The following is a 17,396-nucleotide window of genomic DNA, read 5'->3' on the forward strand; positions in this document are numbered from 1 at the left end:
GCTGGGGACCGCCCGGCCGAACGACGGGGCGGGGGCGGCCGGTTGCACCTGAGGATCGGAGCCGCCGGCCCCGATGAGCACGGCGGCGAGCCCGGCGAGCCCGGCGAGCCCGACGATTCCGGCGAGCAGGACGACCGGCAGCGCTCCGCGCGCGCCCGGTGCCCGCCGCCGCCAGGATGCCGGGAGCCGGCCGAGCAGCCCGCCGTCCGCCGCGTGTCGCGGCGGGCCGGCTGCGCCGCCGTCGGCGGGATCCTGCACCGAGCCGTCCGCGCCCCGGCGGGGTACCGGGACGGTGCGCCACGACTGGTCGTCGTCCGGCGGTGGCGTCGGCCGGTTGGCCAGGGGATGGGTCGGCTGATCGGGCTGGTCGGGGTCCAGCGGCGCGCCGCCGCCGTTGCCGCCGTTGCCGCCGCCCTTGCCGGGCCCCGCGCTCAGCGGCGGGCGGGCCTGCCAGGGGGTGAGAGCCAGCGCCGCCGCCCGGTCGGCATCGGCCGGGGTGCGGACCGCGGAGTCCGAGACCAGGCGGCGGACCAGCTCGGCGGCGCTCGGGCGCTCCTCCGGCCGACGGGCGAGCGCCGCGCGCACCAGCGGGGCGAGTTTCGCCGGCACGCCGGCGATGTCGGGTGGTCGGTCCTCGCGCATCCTGGTCAGCACGTCGGACTGCTCGGAGGCGAACGGCGGATGTCCCGTCGCCGCGTACGTCACGCAGGCGCCCCAGGCGAACACGTCGGCGGGGGGCCCGGCCCGTTCCCCGCGCAGCTGCTCGGGCGCCATCCAGGCCAGCGTGCCAATGAGAATCCCGGTGCGGGTGTGGCTGGGGATCCCCGAGGCCCGCGCGATGCCGAAGTCGATGACCTTCGGGCCGTCCCAGGCCAGCAGGATGTTCGAGGGCTTGAGGTCGCGGTGCACCACTCCGGCGGCATGGATGGCGATCAGCGCGTCGGCGAGTCCCACGCTGAAGCCGTGCAGCAGCCGTTCCTCCAGCCGGCCGTGGCGCAGCACCGCGTCGGCGAGGCTGGTGCCCTCCACGTATTCGGTCGCCAGCCACGGCGACGTGGCCTCGGGATCGGCATCGAGCACCGCCGCGACCGCCCGGCCGTGCACCCGGCGGGCGGCGGCCACCTCGCGGCGGAACCGTTCCCGGAATTCGGGGTCGTCAGCGAACCGGGCGTCGGGAACCTTCACCGCGGCGGCCCGGCCGTCGGCGTTGAAACCGAGGTACACGGTGCCCATGCCGCCAGCGCCGATCCGGTTGTGGATCGTGAATGGGCCGACGTGGCGCGGGTCGTCGTCAACAAGCGGGGTCAGCATCGTGCCGCCTGTTCTGGTCGCCGCGCCCGGTCCCGCGCCCGGCGGCGCGCCCGGCCGTGAGACTCGGAATGCCGGGGCTCACCCGAAAGCTCACTCCTTCGTCGGCGGTGGGCACGGGCCGGGGCCCGATGGCCGCCGGCCCGCGCCGCACCGGTGTCCGTGGGGTTCACGGCGTTCACGGCGTCCACGGCGTCCACGGCGTCCACGGCCCCGCGAGACCCCTAACCCTGAACCGTAGTGCTTCCAGCGCAGCGATGTGCGGCTGGGCGCGGAGGCGGGCGCGTCGGGTTCGCCACCCGGCACCGCCCGCCGCCACCCGGACTCCGGCGGACGGCGGCCCTACCGTCGGCTGCCGGAGACATTCGGGTCGCTCGGCGGAATCTTGTCCAGGGTGGAGAAGTTCGTGCCGGTCCAGCGGAAGCGGACGTCGGCGTGGCCCGATGGGGCATCGACCGGGTCCCGCGGGTCGTAGGTGGCATAGCGCAGCACGACCTCATGATCGTTGCGTTGGCGCTGGAGGGTGATGTGCGCGCTGGGTGCCTTCGTGTCCGTGCCACGGTACTCACCGTCGGCGAAGACGAAGGCGAGCTGCCGGGGGGTGTCCCCGGCCGGCTGGCCGGTGCCGATCACGACGTTCAGCCGCCGGTCGGCCGCGTAGGTGCTCATGTCCGGCTCATAGCCCTTCCGGCGCACCGTGGCGGCGGCGTCGGCGGCGGACAGCGTCGCCGTGGTCGCCGTGGTCGCCGTGATCGCCGTCGGGCTCGCCGCCGTGGTCGCCACCGGCGTCGGGCTCGCTGACGCCGACGCCTGCGCCCGCGCCGATGCGGGCCCGCTCGCCGCGCAGCTGCTCGGGCGCCATCCAGACCAGGGTGCCGATCAGCATGCCCGTCCGGGTGTGGCTCGTGTTGTCCCCGGCGCGGGCGATGCCGAAGTCGATGACCTTCGGGCCGTCCCAGGTGAGCAGGATGTTCGCCGGTTTGAGGTCGCGGTGCACCACCCCGGCGGCATGGATCGCGACCAGGGCGTCGGCCAGGCCGACGGCGAGTCCCTGGACCAGTCGATCGTCGAGCCGGCCGCGGGTGGCGACCGCGTCCGCCAGGTTCCTGCCCTCGACGTACTCCGTGGCCATCCACGGCCGTTGCCCGGTCAGGTCGGCGTCGAGCACGGCGGCGACGGCGCTGCCCCTGACTCGGCGGGCCGCGTCGACCTCGTGCCGGAAACGGGACCGGAACTCGGGATCGTCGGCGAGTCCGGCCGACGGCACCTTCACGGCCGCCGGCTTGCCGCCGGTGTCGAAGCCGAGGTAAACGACGCCCATCCCACCCGCGCCGATGCGGTTCGCCAGCCGGTAAGGGCCGATGCGCCGGGGGTCGTCCGTGGTCAGGGGCGTCAGCACGCCGCTTGCCTTCTCTCCGTCGTCGGGTGTCGTGGGCGGCCCGGGTGTCGGGTGGCCCGGCGGTTCCGGCGCACCTCGCGACGGTGCGGGGTGGAGATGCGCCGATTGTCTCCCGTGCGGTCCCCTGCACTTATCTGACGGCGTCGTCTTCGCTTTGTGTCAAGGATCCGTTACCTGATGTGTGCGGTGTGGTCGACGCGCCGCCGTTACGCCCTGACGACCTTCGCGAGAAGATTTGGCCCATACTCGGTATAGAACGAAAGAATTAGAGGTTGTATCGTAATATTGCAAAGATATCTTCGTAAGAAGATCGACATCGCCGAGACGGCTCGTGGGGTGGCGACGGGATCCGGATGGAAGTGGTCCGGGGGGAGGAGAGCGGGATGGTCGTCCCCTTGCAGCCAGCCCAGCCCCTGCAGCCAGCCCAGGTGTCTGCATCCGGTGCCCGGCCGGCGGAGGGGTTGCCGGCGGAGGGGCTGTCGGCGGACGCAGTGCTGAGCACGCTCGGTCGCCACGTCCTCGTCGACGGCTTCGACCTCGTCTGCGACCTAGCGATGAGCCGTGGCAGCGTGCTTGTCGACGCCCGTGATGGGCGGCGCTACCTCGACCTCTACAGCTTCTTCGCGTCTGCGCCGCTCGGGATCAACCCGCCGGGCCTCGTCGACGACGCGGGCTTCGTCGCTCGGCTGGGTCGGGTGGCGGTCAACAAACCGGCGAATCCGGACGTCGCCACCGTCGCTTACGCCGAGTTCGTGCGGACCTTCGCCCGAGTCCTCGGCGATCCTCAGTTGCCGCATCTGTTCTTCGTCGAGGGCGGGGCCCTGGCGGTGGAGAACGCGCTCAAGTGCGCCTTCGACTGGAAGAGCCGGCACAACGCGGCACACGGCCGTCCCGCGGCGCTCGGCCGTCGGGTTCTGCACCTGCGGAACGCCTTCCACGGACGCAGCGGCTACACCCTCTCGGTCACGAACACCGATCCGGTCAAGACCGAGCGTTTCCCCGTCTTCGACTGGCCGCGCATTGACTGCCCGGCGATGGTGTTTCCCTGCGTGGGGCCGGCACTCGACGCGGTGATCGCCGCGGAACGTGTCGCGCTCGGCCAGGCCGAGGCCGCCTTCGCCGCCCATCCCCACGACATCGCCTGCTTCCTGGCCGAACCGGTCCAGAGCGAGGGCGGGGACAACCACCTGCGGGCCGAGTTCTTGGCCGCGATGGCCGAGCTCTGCCGGCGCCACGACGCGCTGTTCGTGCTCGACGAGGTGCAGACCGGTGTCGGCGCCACCGGCTCGGCGTGGGCCTACCAGCAGCTCGGCCTGCGCCCGGACGTCGTCGCGTTCGGCAAGAAGGTCCAGCTCGGCGGGGTGATGGCCGGCCGGCGGGTCGACGAGGTCGCCGACAACGTCTTCCGCGTGCCCGGGCGGATCAACTCCACCTGGGGTGGTGGCCTGGTGGACATGGTCCGCGCCACCCGCATCCTGGAGATCATCGAGGCGCGGGGGCTCATGGCCCGGGCCGGCGAGCTCGGCGTGGGCATGCTCGCCGGGCTGACGGAGCTCGCGGCCCGCCACCCCCGGCTGCTGTGCAATCCCCGTGGGCGCGGTCTGCTCTGCGCGGTGGACCTGCCGGGCAGCGCCGTCCGGGACGAGGTGCTGCGGCGGCTGCGGGTGCGCGAGGGAGTCCTCGCGCTGCCCGCCGGGGAACGGGCCATCCGGTTCCGACCGGCGCTGACGGTGAGCGCCGAGCAGCTCGCCGCCGGGATCGCGGCCCTCGGCCGGGTCCTCGACGGGCTGCCGGGTGGATTGGATGGGCCGGGCGGATTGGATGGGCCGGGCGGATTAGATAGGCCGGATGGACCCGGCGGACCGGATGGGGGATCGTCATGACGCTGGTACGGCCACGGCGGGTTGGTGCGCTTATTGCCGGACGCCCGCAGGCCGGACGTCCGCAGGACGGGTGCGCGCCGCCCGGCGCGGCCGAAGCGGAGCTCACCCCGGTCCGGACGGTGCCCTCGACCAACCCGGCCCGGCTCGACGACGTGGTCGCCGAGGTCGAGCTGGCCGGCCCGGAGACGATCCTCGCCGCCGCGGTGGCGGCCCGTGACGCCCAGTGCACCTGGGCAGACGTGCCGGCCCCGGTCCGGGGAAGCGTGATCGGCAATCTCGGCCGGCTCGTCGCGGACAACGCTGCCGCGCTCGCCCGGCTCGTCACCCGGGAGATCGGCAAACCGGCGGCCGAGGCTCGCGGCGAGGTCCAGGAGATCATCGACACCTGCGAGTTCTTCCGCGGCGAGGGACGCCGGCTTTACGGCGAGACCGTTCCCTCCGAGATGCCGGACAAGCAGCTGTTCACCTTCCGGGAGCCGGTCGGGGTGATGATGGTGATCACCGCGGGGAACTTCCCGGTGGCGGTGCCGTCCTGGTACATCGTGCCGGCCCTGCTCGCCGGCGACACCGTGGTCTGGAAGCCGGCCGAGTACGCGGCGGCCTGCGCGCAGGCCCTGGTCGAGCTGATGGCCGCCGCCGGGGTTCCCGCCGGCGCGGTGAACCTCGTGCCCGCCGACGGCGCGGCGACGTCGCTCGGGCTGGAGCGGGCGCTGGCGGCCGGCGTCGTCGACAAGGTCGGTTTCACCGGATCCACCGAGGTCGGCCGGTTCATCGGCGCCCTGTGCGGCCGGTACCTGCAGTCGCCGTGCCTGGAGCTCGGCGGGAAGAACCCGATGGTCGTCGCGCCCGACGCCGACCTGGATGCCGCCGTCGAAGCGGCGGTGTTCGCCGGGTTCGGCACCGCCGGGCAGCGGTGCACCTCGCTGGGCACGGCGATCGTGCACGAGTCGGTGCACGCCGAGTTCGTGCGTCGGCTCGACGCCGCCGTGTCCGCGGCGGTCGTCGGCGACCCGACCCGGGACGTGCTGTACGGGCCGCTGCTCGACGCCAGGTTCGCGGCCGGGTTCGCCGACCATCTCGACCTGATCCGGGACCATCACCGGATCTTCGGGTCCACCGCGGTGGGACGGATCACGTCGGCCGGTTTCGGGACGTCGGCCGGCTCGTTGGCGCAGGCGGTGCCGGCGGTGCCGGCGGTGCCGGCGGTGCCGGGAAGGTGGCCGGGCGGACCGCGCCGCGGCTTCGTCGGCGATCCCGACTCCGGGTTGTACTACCACCCGGTGGTGCTCGACGGCGTGCGCCCGGACGACGAGGTGTTCCGCGAGGAGACGTTCGGCCCGATCATCGGCGTTACCACCTACCGCAGCCTCGACGAGGCCATCGACCTGGCGAACCTGCCCGGCTACGGGCTGTCGTCGTCGATCTACACCGGCGATGCGGCGAGCGCGTTCCGGTTCCGGCGTGGGGTGCGGGCCGGGATGGTCAGTATCAACTCCTCGACGTCGGGCGCGGAGGCCCACCTGCCCTTCGGCGGCAACGGGCGGTCTGGCAACGGAAGCCGCCAGTCCGGTCGCTGGGTCCTCGACCAGGTCACCCGATGGCAGTCGATGAACTGGGACTACTCCGGCAGGTTGCAGAAGGCCCAGCTCGACACGGCCGTGCCCCCGGCCGACCTATCCTTCCGCCTGTCGGACCCGTGAGCTCCGGCTGAGACGGGTGCCATGTCGCCGTGTCGCCGTGTCGCCGTGCTGCCGTGCTGCCGTGCTGCCGTGCTGCCATGTCGCCTCGCCTCACGGACCCGATGGCGTTTTTCTCGACGACGCGGGACAACGCGGCCGGTCACGGCGGATCGGGGCGTCCGGAGGTTCCGCCGCCCCAGTGTGCTGCCGCATCTCGCCGCATCCAGGACTGGGCCCCGGCGCCCGGCGCCGGTCCGCGCCATAGTCGGCGCATGCCAGACCTGGTGACGCAACCGATGCCCGGGATGCGGCCGACCCCCGGCACACGACGGGCCGGCCGCCGGGAATGGGCCGGTCTCGCCGTGCTCGCTCTGCCCTGCCTGCTGCTGTCGATCGACGTGACCGTGCTGTACTTCGCCCTGCCGTTCATCACCGCGCACCTCGCCCCGAGCAGCGCCCAACTGCTCTGGATCGTCGACATCTACTCCTTCGTGCTTGCCGGCCTGTTGATCACGATGGGGACGGTCGGCGACCGGATCGGGCGTCGCCGGCTCCTGCTCTACGGCGCGGCCGTGTTCGGAACCGCGTCGGTACTCGCCGCCTACGCCACCGGCCCGGTCATGCTGATCCTCGCCCGGGCGGCGATGGGCGCCGCCGGTGCCACCCTGATGCCGTCGACCCTCGGGCTCATCCGGGTCCTGTTCGTCGACCCGGACCAGCGGCGCGTCGCCGTCGCCATCTGGACGGCGAGCTTCTCCGGCGGTGTTGCGCTGGGACCGCTGCTCGGCGGATTCATGCTGGAGCACTTCTGGTGGGGCGCCGTCTTCCTGATCAATGTGCCGGTGATGCTCCTGCTGCTGGTGCTGGGTCTCGCGTTCCTGCCCGAGTTCCGGGATCCGCGTCCCGGCCGCTTCGACCTGACCAGCGCCGGGCTCTCCCTCGCCGCCGTCCTCAGCGCGGTCTACGGCATGAAGCGCATCGCCGAACACGGCTGGACCGCCGTTCCGATGACCGCCTTCGTCGTCGGTGTGGTCCTGGGTGGCCTCCTCGTGGCCCGGCAGCGCCGGGTCGACCAACCGCTGATCGACCCGCGGCTGTTCGCGTCCCGCGCCGTGCGCACGGCGTTGGCCGTCAACGCCCTCGCCCTGTTCGCCCTCGTCGGGTTCAGTTTCTTCGCCACTCAGTACCTGCAGCTCGTGGCGGGCCTGACCCCGCTGGTCGCCGGGCTGTGGACGATGCTGCCGGCGACCGCGATGATCATTTCTGTGCTGGCCGCACCCCGGCTGCTGCGGCTGCTGCGGCTGGGCGGTGCGCTCGGCGTGGGGCTGGTCGTCACCGCGCTGGGATTCGGCATCGCCAGTCGGCTCGGCGTCTCCGGGGGTCTGCCGGTGCTGCTCGGCGCCTATGCCGTGCTAATCAGCGGGGTCGGTGTCGTCCTCACGATCTGCACCGACGTCGTGCTCGGCAACGCCCCACCCGAACGGGCGGGTTCGGCCTCCGCCCTGTCCGAGTCGGCCATCGAGTTCGGGGGCGCGCTCGGGGTCGCCGTTCTCGGCAGCATCGCCACCGCCGTCTACCGGAACGAGGTGCCGGCGCGGGCACCGTCCGGCCTGCCCACGATTGCGGTCGACGCGGCGCGGGAGACCCTCGGCGGTGCGGTGGAGGTCGCCCACCGGCTTCCCGGCGGCCTCCGCCCCGGTGGCCTCGGCGACATGCTGCTGCGGGTCGCACAGGAATGCTACGTCGACGCGATGTCGGTGACCGCCATGATTGCTATGGCGGTCATGGCGGCCACGGCCGTCGCCGTCGTGATGGTGCTGCGCCGGGACGGTGCGCCGTCGACGGCTGGGTCGTCAACGTCTGGGTCGTCAACGGCTGGGTCGTCAACGGCTGGGTCGTCGACGGCTGGGTCGTCGACGGCCGGGAACGCGGTCGCCGAGCGGGCCGAGAGCATCGGCACCGAAGGGTCCGACCGCACGGTGGCGGACTCCGCCGCTCCTGGGTCGTAGGCGCCGTTCCCGGGGCATAGCTGGGTCAGCCGGCCGTCGGCTGGCTCAGGGCTGTCGGCTGGCTCAGTGCTGTCGTGGGCGTCGGTGCTGTCGCGGGCGACTCGAAGCGGGGCCGCAGGGGCATGCCGGCGGCGCCGGCGTCCGGCCGGACCGCGAGGGTCTGGTGGATCTGGGTTCGCCCGCTCTCGAAGCTCAGCGCCGATCCGGCCATATAGAGCCGCCAGACGCGGGCCCGACCCGCCCCGACCATGCCGACCGCGGCCGGCCAGTTCTTCTCCAGCAGGCGTACCCAGGCCCGCAGGGTCAGCGCATAGTGCTCGCGCAGGGACTCGACGTGGCGCGCCTCGAAGCCGGCCGCCTGCATCAGGGAGACCATGACCCCGATCTCGTGTAGTTCCCCATCCGGGAAGACATAGCGCTGGAGGAAGTCGCGTCCCCTCGGCAACGGGACCGGGCCGAGGCCGGGCCGGGCCCGGCGGGCCCCCGCGGGGTCGCCGGGGAACGAGATGCCGTGGTTGAGCAGGCGCCCCCCCGGGCGCAGCAGCCGGTACAGCTGGTCGAAGTAGGTCGGGAGCATCGCCCGGCCGACGTGCTCCACCATGCCGATGGAACTGATCGCGTCGAAGGGGCCGTCCGGGATTTCCCGGTAGTCCTGCAGGCGGATCTCGATGACGTCGGCGAGGCCCGCCTCGGCGACGAGGCGGCGGGCCTGCGCGGCCTGTTCCACCGAGATGGTCACCCCCACGCCGCGGACCCCGTGATGGCGGGCGGCGTGGATCAGCATGCTGCCCCAGCCGCAGCCGATGTCCAGCAGCCGCTCGCCGGGACGCAGGCCCAGCTTGCGGCAGACCAGCTCGTGCTTGGCGTTCTGGGCGGCGTCCAGGCCGACCTGCGCCGATTCCCACACCCCGCAGGAATAGGTCATCGTTGGGCCGAGGACGAGGCGGTAGAACGCATTGGACACGTCGTAGTGGTGGGATATCGCCGCCGCGTCCCGGTCCCGGGTGTGCTGCCGGCCGCGCAGCCGGGTCTCCTCGGGCGGCGGGGCCGGCGGGCGCGGGCCGAGTTCGCGCAGCAGGGTCGCGGCGGCGCGGGCGGTTGCGCCGGTCAGCCGCGAGCCGGCCCCGGCGATGCCCCGGCGCACCGCGAGGGCGGCGAAGACGTCCCCCTCGACGTCGATCTCCCCGGCGACGAAGGCCCGCGCGAAGCCCAGCTCACCCGGGCGGAACAGGACGCGGCGTAGCGCCTCCGGCGAGCGGACCAGGATCCGGGTGGTGGTGTCCGGTCCCAGCACCGAGCCGTCCCACAGGGTGATCCGTACCGGCGGGTCGTCCCCGATCAGGCTCTCGAGCAGGATGCGCGTCGCCCGCGCCACGTTCGGTGACCACCGCGGCTCCCGGTGCGGAATGGTTGCTTCGGCAGGGTCGTGCTCCGCCGGCTCTCGACTGATCGTCACGGCGCATCCTCCGGTTGTTACCTGGGCTCATCGTCCCCCGGAAACCCGCTGCCGCAACGGTGTCGGGTGTTGCATGTCCGTATCCCTGTTACCGGGGATCCCCGGTAACAGGATCCCCGGTAACAGGATCCCCGGTAACAGGGATACTCCGGTCCGTCCCGCGCCGCTCAGGCCACGGCGGAGGCGCCGAGCAGGGCCTTGAGGTCGCCCATGAGGGCCGGAGTGCGCTGGACCTTGTACGCGTCGTCGAGCCGGAACACGGTCGTCGAGCCGGAACACGGTGGTGCGGCTCGCGGTCTGCAGCCGCAGGTGCACCTCCGTCGTCCCGGGATGGGTACCGAGAACCTCCCGCAGCCGCTCCACCGTCGGCGGGTTCACCCGGGACGCCAGTATGATGATCACTACTGGTGGGCTCAGGGCGGCGTCGGACAGGTCGGGGACCGTGAGGTCGGAGGCGATCAGCCGCGGGGTGTCCTCCCGCTTGTCGAGGCGGCCCTTGACGATGACCACGGCGTCCTCGGCGAGCTGAGTGGAGCAGGTCTCGTAGGTCTGCGGGAAGAACATGACCTCCAGCCCGCCCTCGAGGTCCTCGATGCTGGTCAGCGCCCACACCTTGCCCTGCTTGGTGACCTTGCGCTGCAGGCTGGAGATGATTCCGCCGATGGTCACGGTGGCACCATCGGGGTACTCCCCGCCGGTCAGGGACGCGATGCCGCAGTCCGCCTTCGCCGCGAGGATGTGCTCGACGTCGCGCAGCGGGTGGTCGGAGACGTAGAGGCCGAGCATCTCCTGCTCGTGGGACAGCTTGACCGCCTTGTCCCACTCCTGGTCGGAGAACTCCTGCATGCCGAACACGGGCGCCGCGCCCGGCTCGTCCTCGGCGTCGAAGGCGAACAGGTCGAACTGCCCCTCGGCGTTCTTCTTCACCCCCATGACCGCGTCGACCTTGTCCAGGAAGCCCGGGAAGGAGACGAACCGCCCCTTGGCCCGGCGGGTGCGCACGATCGACTCGACCACGTTCATCCCGACGTTGCGGATGGCGGCGAGGCCCACCCGGATCTCGGCTTCGCCGTGTGCGCTGTAGTCGGTGTTCGAGGTGTTCACGTCCGGCGGGAGCACGCGGATCCGCATCCGGCGGCATTCGTTCAGACAGATCGCGCTCTTGTCCTTGTCGTCGCGGACGGAGGTGAGCAGCGCCGCCATGTACTCGGCCGGGTAGTTCGCCTTGAGGTACCCCGTCCAGTAGGAGACCAGGCCGTACCCGGCGGTGTGCGCCTTGTTGAAGGCGTAGTCGGAGAACGGGACGAGAATGTCCCACAGGGTCTTGATCGCCGCGTCGGAGTAGCCGTTGTTCCGCATTCCCTCGGAGAACGGCACGAACTCCTTGTCGAGGATCTCCTTCTTCTTCTTGCCCATTGCCCGGCGCAGCAGGTCCGCGCCGACGAGAGAATAGCCGGCGACCCGCTGGGCGATGGCCATGACCTGCTCCTGGTACACGATCAGGCCGTAGGTCGTGTCCAGGATGTCGGCGTCGGACTCGTAGAGCCCGCGGATCTCCCCGGCCTCGCTGTACCGGGGGTGCTGGGGGTCGAAGATCCCGGCCAGTGGGATGTCCTTGCCCATCACGGCGGGCGGCATCGCCTTGGTGATGCGGTCACCCATCGCGTACGGGTAGCCGAGCACCCGCGAGGAGTCCTTGATCGCGGCCTTGGCCTTGATCGTGCCGTAGATGACGATCTGCGCTATGCGGTCCTCGCCCCACCGGGATGCCCTGGCTCTTCGCCCACACGATGAAGTCGGCGACCACCAGGAAGTACGACGGGAAACCCATCTGCAGGATGATCCCGATCTCGTACTCGACGCGTTCGCGGTGGGTGTCGTCGTAGCCGTCCGGGAACCGGCGGGCCATACCGGCCCAGGTTTCCTTGCGAAACCAGCTCTCCTCGGTCTCGCCGGCCGGCACCGGGAAGCGCGGCATCAGGTTGTGCTTGGCGAACATGCCGGTGGGGTCGACCCGCTCGGCGATCAGCAGGGTGGTATCGCAGCCCTCGCGCCAGATGTCGGAGGTGTCGATCCCGTACATCTCCTCGGCGCTCTTGAGGTAGTAGCCCGACCCCTCGAACTGGAAGGAGGGATTGGCCACCGTCGACGCCGTCTGTACACGGAGCAGCGCGGCGTGGGCGTCCCGTTCGGCCTCGTAGGTGTAGTGCGAGTCGTTGGTGACGACGAACCGCATGCCGAGCGTGCGGACGATGCCCACCAGGCCGTCGCGGACCCGGCGCTCGATGTCGAGGCCGTGGTCCATGATCTCGCAGAAGTAGTTCTCCCGGCCGAAGATCTCCTGGTAGGTCGCGGCGGCCTGCAGAGCGGCGTCATAGTGGCCCAGCCGCAGCCGGGTCTGCACGATCCCGGACGGGCAGCCGGTCGTGGCCATCAGCCGCGACGTACGCCTCGCAGCCGATGATGGGTTTGACGCCGGCCGCCGTCGCCTGCTGGTGGAAGTCGTAGGCGCCGTACATGTAGCCGTGATCGGTGATTGCGACCGCCGGCATCTGCTGGCGGGAGACCTCTTTGAACATGCCCTTCAGCCGAGCCGCCCCGTCCAGCATCGAGTACTCGGTGTGAACGTGAAGGTGGACGAAAGAGTTGGATACGTCAGATCTTCCCGCGCGCTGGGCATGCCGGTCGAAGCTGCGGACCGGTCACCGACCGTGGAAACGGGCGCCCGCCGGTGCGGGCGCGCCGGGAAATGATCATCATGGGGGGCCGGCCGGATGGACAAGGCGTTCATCCGGCAGCCTAGCGGCCCGCGCGCGGTCCGGACACCTCCGCCGTCGTGTCCGCCGGGTACTACGAAGCGATACCGCCGCGGTGCGTACCGCCGCCGCCCGGCGCCGCCGCGGTCGTCCCCCGCGCCTCGGCGACGGCGGCCCCGATCACCGCGATCGCCTGCTCCACCTCGCTGTCCGAGGTCGACCAGTTGCTTACCGAGATGCGCATCGCTGTGCGGCCCCGCCACACCGTGCCGCTCACGAACGCCTCGCCGCTCGCCGTCACCGCGGCCGTGACCGCCGCCGTCAGCCGGTCGCCCGCCGCCCGCCCGGCCGCCGTCCGGTCGCCCTCCGGGTCTGCCACCACCCGGACCAGCACCTGGTTGAGCTCCACGACGCGGCCCGATCCACCCGGGCCGGCTGACCCGGCTGACCCGGTTGACCCGGCTGGGCCGGCCACCGCGTTCAGGATTGTCACCCCGGGAAGAGCGGCGAGCCGCACGGCGAAGCGGTTGGCATACTCGCAGCACCGGTCCACCAGGTCGCGCAGCCCCGCCCGGCCGAGCGAGCGCAGCGCCGCGTACACGGCGAAGGCCCGCGCCCGGCGGCTGAACTCCGGTGTCCAGTCGACCGGGTCGAGCCGGCCGGCGGAGTCGAGGACGAAGTAGTCCGCCGAGGCCGACATCGACCGCCGGTGCGCCTCGCGGTCCGCGACGAGGGCGATCCCGCAGTCGTACGGGACGTTGAGCCACTTGTGGCCGTCGGTCGCCCACGAGTCGGCCCGCTCGACCCCGGCGACGAGGGCGCGCCGGGACGCCGCCGCCGACACCGCAGCCCACAGCCCGAACGCACCGTCCACGTGCACCCAGGCGCCGTGTTCACGGGCCAGCGCGCACACCTCCTCGAAGGGGTCGAACCCGCCGGTGTTGACCTCCCCCGCCTGGGCGATCACGATCGTCGGCCCGCTCCCGCCGCTCCCGCGGGCAAGAGCCGCCCGCAGCGCCTCGGGGCGCATCCGCCCGAGCGCGTCGGCCTCGACGGTGATCGTCGCGCGGGTGCCGAATCCGAGCAGGCGCAACGCGGCGTCGACAGTGGCGTGCCGGGCGGCGCCGACCAGGACCCGCACGGGCGGTGCCCCGGCGAGACCATCCGTCTCGACATCCCAGCCGGCCCGCGCCAGCACCCGGTGCCGCGCGGCCGCCAGGGCGGTCACGTGCGCCATCTGAGTGCCGGTGGTGAACCCGACGGACACCCCCGGCGGCAGGCCGAGTAGCTGCGCGATCCAGCGGCCGGTCAGCGCCTCGACGGCGCTGGCGGCCGGGGAGAGGGAGGCCAGGGCAGCGTTCTGGTCCCACACGACGGTGAGCAGGTCGGCGGCGAGCGCCGCCGGCAGGGTCCCGCCGATGACGTAGCCGAAGAAGCGGCCCGAGCCGGTCGAAGTGAGGCCGCCGGCTACCGCGTCGACCAGCGCGTCGATGACCGCCACCGGGTCGCTCGGGCCCGCCGGCAGCGTGTCGCCGAGCCGGTGGCGGACGTGCTCGGCGGTCAGGCTGGGGCCGACCCGACGATCGGCCAGACCCGCCAGGTAGGCGTCGGCATGCCCGGCGGCGGCGCACAGTGCCGCGCGGAGCGCGTCGACGGGCGGCGTGCCTCGCATCGGTGGATCTCCTCGTCCGGGATGGATGATCGTTCGCCAGCGGGTCCGAAGCGGGCCCGATGCCCGGCGGCGTCAGTCGGCCGCCACCGCCACCGCCGGCGGCCGGGCGTGCGCCGCCGCCGTTCGGCCCTCCCGGCCCTCCCGGCCCTCCCGGCCCAGCCAGTCCAGCACCAGCTCGGCGGTGAGCTCCGTCGCCTCGAGCATCGGCAGGTGGCCGAACCCGTCGAGGATCTCCACCCGCCAGTCCGGGCGTTCCGCGGCGACGTGGCGTGCCACGCCCACCGGGATCAGCCGGTCGGCGGAGCCATGGACGAGCATCGTCGGTTGCCGGACGGTGCGGACCATGCGCGCGAGCGAGGCCGGGCGCACCAGCGACCAGACGACCGAGCGCGCCGCCCCCACGTACGCCTGGTCCGCGCCGGGGATCCCGCCGCGCTCGCTCTGCGCGCGCACCATAGCCGCGATCGCCGTCGGCGGGATGCGGCCGGGGTCGGCGCAGAGCCGCCGCAGGTTCTCGTCAACGAGCTGGCGGGGGGTGTAGCGGCCGCGGCGGTACGCGAGGACCGCCGCGCCGAGGCGGGGGACCAGCAGACCGGCGAAGATGCGGGTGATCTCGGGATCCAGGCGCACGCCTCGCGGCCGGGGCAGTGCCGGGCCGAGTAGCACCAGGCCCGCGACGGACTCCGGCCGCCGACTGGCCTGCATCACACTGATCATGCCTCCCATCGAGCTGCCGACGAGGACGGGTGCCTCCCGGACGATCTCGCTGAGGAAACGGTCGAGCAGTGCCCGGTTGGCCGCGACGTCGGTGCGGCGCCCGGCGGGCGGCGTCCGGCCGTGCCCGGCCAGGTCGACCGCGAGCACCCGGCAGACCGGGGTGAGCAGCGGGGCGAAGGCGAGCCAGTTGAGGTGGGAGCCGCCGAGACCGTGCACGCACAGCAGCAACGGGCCGTCGGGTGGCCCCCCGAAGTCGACGTAGTGCACCGGCCCGTCCAACTGGGCCCAGAACGACCGGTGGTTCTCCCGGCCGGACGGGTCCGCCGAAACCGGGGGCGTGGTGACCGGGGACGTGGTGACCGAGGGTGCGGTCACATCGCGGCTGCTCATGCTGTGACGGTAGGACGACGCTCCTCGTGGCCGACATACCCGTCGGCGGTGAAGCCGGCGGTGAAACCGGCGGCGAAACAGCAGGGCCGGCCGCCCGACGGCGGCCGGCCTCCAGGAGTCACAGTGACCGGGAGGCGCCGAGCCGGAGCCGGTTCGGGTTTGCGACGGGCCCGAACGAGAATGTTTCCGTGGCCGGCTCGAAGACCTCCGCGCCGTCGAGGACGCCGGAGCCGGTCTCCCGCTGACCTGGTACGGAAAGCCCCGGGGCCAGGTGGGTCGTCTCGTCCTTTTCCATGCGCAACGCTCCTTCCATCGTTACCGACACCTGTCCCTAAAACGGTATCGAGTGGACGTGGCGCGCAAAGTCTCTAAGTGATCCTGGTCACATCGCAAATCCGAACGATGGCAATGCGTTGCGCCCTTCATTGGCCGTCGGATGGCTACGGCATGCGCGGACCGTGCGTGAAGCGCGCACAGATCGTACACAGAGCGTGGGCGAGTCGTTGGTCAGGCGCGTTCAACCGGCCGACCGGCCAGGTCGAAACCGGGCCGGTCGGCTGGAGCCCGCGGCCGGGGCGGGACGTCCGGTCAGGCCCCGCAGGGGCGCGCCGGAGCCGGCGGCCAGGCTGTCGGTCAGGCTGTCGGTGCCGGAGCGGTGGGGGCCGTTCCGGGAGCGGCGCCCCGGCGCGGCGGGCGGCCGTGCCCGGTCGCCGGCCGCCCGAACCGGTGACCCTCTCGCCGGGTGGGCCGGTGCTCGTTGCCGCGAGGCGTACCGCCGCCGCGCGGTCCCCTGCCGCCACCCTGGCCGCCGCCCGTGCGGGCTAGCGGGATCTCGTCCTTGCTGATCCGGGGCGCGGGCGGCCCGGCGAGCTCGAGCACGATCGGATCGTCGGCGGTCGTCGGGATCGGCCTCGCCTCGATCCCGACGGTGCGCAGCAGCCCGCGCACCTTGCCGCGTTCGGCGGGCAGGGTGACGAGCACGTCCGCACCGTCGGCGCCGGCTCGGGCGGTCCGTCCGCCTCGGTGCTGGTAGGTCTTGGCGTCCTCCGGCGGGCCGAGGTGCACGACGAGCCGGATGCCGTCAACGTGGATGCCGCGGGCGGCGACGTCGGTGGCGACCAGCACCCGGTAGAAGCCGTCGGTGAAACCGGCCAGTGCCCGGGTCCGCGCCCCCTGTGGCATTCCGCCGTGCAGCGGCTCGGCCGGCACCCCGGCCCGGCTCAGTGACTCGGCCACCCAGTCGGCGTCACGCTGGGTGCGCACGAACACCAGGGTGCGCCCCGAGCCGCCGGCGAGCGCGGTCACCAGGGCGACCTGCGCGGCCCGGTCGACGGCCTCGAGCGCGTGCCGGGCGAGCGTGGTGACCTGGGAGACCTCGGAGTCCACCGCGACCAGGACCGGGTCGGGCAGGTAGTCGCGCACGAGCACCTCGACCTCCCGGTCGAGCGTCGCGCTGAACAGCAGCCGCTGCCCGCCCGCCGGGGTGGCGTCGAGCAGTGCCTTCACCGCGGGCAGGAAGCCGAGGTCACACATGAAGTCGGCCTCGTCCAGGACCGTGATCTCGATCCCGTCCAGCACGCACGCGCCGCGCTCCACCAGATCGGTGAGCCGGCCCGGGGTGGCGACAACCAGGTGCACACCGCGGCGTAGCGCGGAGATCTGCCGGCTGATGGACGTCCCGCCGTACACCGGCGCGAGCCGGAGGTTGAGCGCCCTGGTCAGGGGCTCGAGCGCATCGTTGACCTGCTGGGCCAGCTCGCGGGTCGGCACGAGGACGAGCGCACGGGGCCGGCGGGGCTGGGCCGGCCCCTGCCCGGCCAGGCGGGCGAGCAGCGGCAGCCCGAAGGCGAGCGTCTTGCCCGAGCCGGTCCGGGCCCGGCCGAGGACGTTCTCCCCGGCGAGGACGTCGGGCAGGGTCGATGCCTGGACTGGGAACGGGGCGGCGATGTCCCGGTCGGCCAGCGCCTTGATGAGCCGGCGGGGCAGGCCCGCGGCCTCGAAGGACTCGGCCGGCGGCCGGGGCTCACGCGTGGTGATGGTCGGTCCGGCCGGGCGCGCCGGGCCACCTGAACGGGAGCCGCTGTACCGCGGGCCGCGCCCGCCGGCACCGCGGCCGCCACCCCGGGC

At 72.7% G+C, this 17,396-nt stretch carries 13 protein-coding genes and 1 pseudogene; 3 read left to right on the forward strand and 11 right to left on the reverse strand.

From position 1 onward, the window contains the following. From AC08OV_RS17720 to AC08OV_RS17730, 3 genes are all read right to left on the reverse strand, one after another. Positions 1-1,311, reverse strand: a 1,311-nt coding sequence (locus AC08OV_RS17720; protein ID WP_476619972.1) for a serine/threonine-protein kinase, incomplete at its 3' end; no start/stop codon positions are given. Between the two features lie 339 nt (positions 1,312-1,650). Continuing rightward, entirely contained in the window at positions 1,651-1,977 is a 327-nt protein-coding gene (locus tag AC08OV_RS17725) for an LppP/LprE family lipoprotein (RefSeq protein ID WP_476613692.1), read from the reverse strand. Positions 1,978-1,984: 7 nt separating this feature from the next. After that, positions 1,985-2,707 carry a serine/threonine-protein kinase gene (locus AC08OV_RS17730; RefSeq protein ID WP_476619973.1) on the reverse strand — a complete coding sequence of 241 codons (723 nt, stop codon included), beginning with the start codon at positions 2,705-2,707 and terminating at the stop codon, positions 1,985-1,987. Between the two features lie 383 nt (positions 2,708-3,090). Between AC08OV_RS17730 and lat the strand changes: the two genes are divergently transcribed. The 3 genes and pseudogenes from lat to AC08OV_RS17745 all read left to right on the forward strand — a co-directional run. Beyond that, positions 3,091-4,590, forward strand: a complete 1,500-nt coding sequence (gene lat, locus AC08OV_RS17735; protein ID WP_476613694.1) for an L-lysine 6-transaminase — start codon at positions 3,091-3,093, stop codon at positions 4,588-4,590. Next, positions 4,587-6,290, forward strand: a complete 1,704-nt coding sequence (locus tag AC08OV_RS17740; protein ID WP_476613695.1) for an aldehyde dehydrogenase family protein — start codon at positions 4,587-4,589, stop codon at positions 6,288-6,290. Before lat ends, AC08OV_RS17740 begins: the two co-directional genes overlap by 4 nt. 275 nt (positions 6,291-6,565) lie before the next feature. After that, positions 6,566-8,095 (forward strand): annotated as a pseudogene (locus tag AC08OV_RS17745) (MFS transporter); the annotation flags it as partial. Between the two features lie 208 nt (positions 8,096-8,303). On the opposite strand, the gene AC08OV_RS17750 reads toward AC08OV_RS17745, so the two are convergent. The 8 genes from AC08OV_RS17750 to AC08OV_RS17785 all read right to left on the reverse strand — a co-directional run bounded on the left by AC08OV_RS17750 (position 8,304) and on the right by AC08OV_RS17785 (position 17,240). Further along, entirely contained in the window at positions 8,304-9,734 is a 1,431-nt protein-coding gene (locus tag AC08OV_RS17750) for a class I SAM-dependent methyltransferase (protein WP_476613696.1), read from the reverse strand. Between the two features lie 27 nt (positions 9,735-9,761). Continuing rightward, positions 9,762-11,480 carry a helix-hairpin-helix domain-containing protein gene (locus AC08OV_RS17755; protein WP_476619976.1) on the reverse strand — a complete coding sequence of 573 codons (1,719 nt, stop codon included), beginning with the start codon at positions 11,478-11,480 and terminating at the stop codon, positions 9,762-9,764. After that, positions 11,389-12,168 carry a hypothetical protein gene (locus AC08OV_RS17760; protein WP_476619974.1) on the reverse strand — a complete coding sequence of 260 codons (780 nt, stop codon included), beginning with the start codon at positions 12,166-12,168 and terminating at the stop codon, positions 11,389-11,391. The genes AC08OV_RS17755 and AC08OV_RS17760 overlap by 92 nt, the downstream gene beginning before the upstream one ends. Further along, positions 12,107-12,343 carry a PHP domain-containing protein gene (locus AC08OV_RS17765; protein ID WP_476613697.1) on the reverse strand — a complete coding sequence of 79 codons (237 nt, stop codon included), beginning with the start codon at positions 12,341-12,343 and terminating at the stop codon, positions 12,107-12,109. Before AC08OV_RS17765 ends, AC08OV_RS17760 begins: the two co-directional genes overlap by 62 nt. A 241-nt stretch (positions 12,344-12,584) precedes the next feature. Then, positions 12,585-14,162 carry a pyridoxal phosphate-dependent decarboxylase family protein gene (locus AC08OV_RS17770; RefSeq protein ID WP_476613698.1) on the reverse strand — a complete coding sequence of 526 codons (1,578 nt, stop codon included), beginning with the start codon at positions 14,160-14,162 and terminating at the stop codon, positions 12,585-12,587. Positions 14,163-14,234: 72 nt separating this feature from the next. Further along, positions 14,235-15,269: an alpha/beta fold hydrolase gene (locus AC08OV_RS17775; protein WP_476619975.1), complete on the reverse strand. Its 1,035-nt coding sequence runs from the start codon at positions 15,267-15,269 to the stop codon at positions 14,235-14,237. A 118-nt stretch (positions 15,270-15,387) separates the two neighbouring features. After that, complete coding sequence (locus AC08OV_RS17780) at positions 15,388-15,564, reverse strand: hypothetical protein (protein ID WP_462187936.1); 177 nt, start codon at positions 15,562-15,564, stop codon at positions 15,388-15,390. A 338-nt stretch (positions 15,565-15,902) separates the two neighbouring features. After that, positions 15,903-17,240: a DEAD/DEAH box helicase gene (locus AC08OV_RS17785; RefSeq protein ID WP_476616163.1), complete on the reverse strand. Its 1,338-nt coding sequence runs from the start codon at positions 17,238-17,240 to the stop codon at positions 15,903-15,905. Between the last annotated feature and the right edge of the window lie 156 nt (positions 17,241-17,396).

Source organism: Frankia sp. CeTa3Moorea (assembly GCF_978021225.1).

Bases quoted from the DNA above. Each gene is read 5' to 3' on its own strand.
- AC08OV_RS17770 (WP_476613698.1), bottom strand. From the start codon at position 14,162: ATGCGAGGCACGCCGCCCGTCGACGCGCTCCGCGCGGCACTGTGCGCC.
- AC08OV_RS17760 (WP_476619974.1), bottom strand. From the start codon at position 12,168: ATGGCCACGACCGGCTGCCCGTCCGGGATCGTGCAGACCCGGCTGCGG.
- AC08OV_RS17725 (WP_476613692.1), bottom strand. From the start codon at position 1,977: ATGAGCACCTACGCGGCCGACCGGCGGCTGAACGTCGTGATCGGCACC.
- AC08OV_RS17740 (WP_476613695.1), top strand. From the start codon at position 4,587: ATGACGCTGGTACGGCCACGGCGGGTTGGTGCGCTTATTGCCGGACGC.
- AC08OV_RS17775 (WP_476619975.1), bottom strand. From the start codon at position 15,269: ATGAGCAGCCGCGATGTGACCGCACCCTCGGTCACCACGTCCCCGGTC.
- AC08OV_RS17765 (WP_476613697.1), bottom strand. From the start codon at position 12,343: ATGCTGGACGGGGCGGCTCGGCTGAAGGGCATGTTCAAAGAGGTCTCC.
- lat (WP_476613694.1), top strand. From the start codon at position 3,091: ATGGTCGTCCCCTTGCAGCCAGCCCAGCCCCTGCAGCCAGCCCAGGTG.
- AC08OV_RS17780 (WP_462187936.1), bottom strand. From the start codon at position 15,564: ATGGAAAAGGACGAGACGACCCACCTGGCCCCGGGGCTTTCCGTACCA.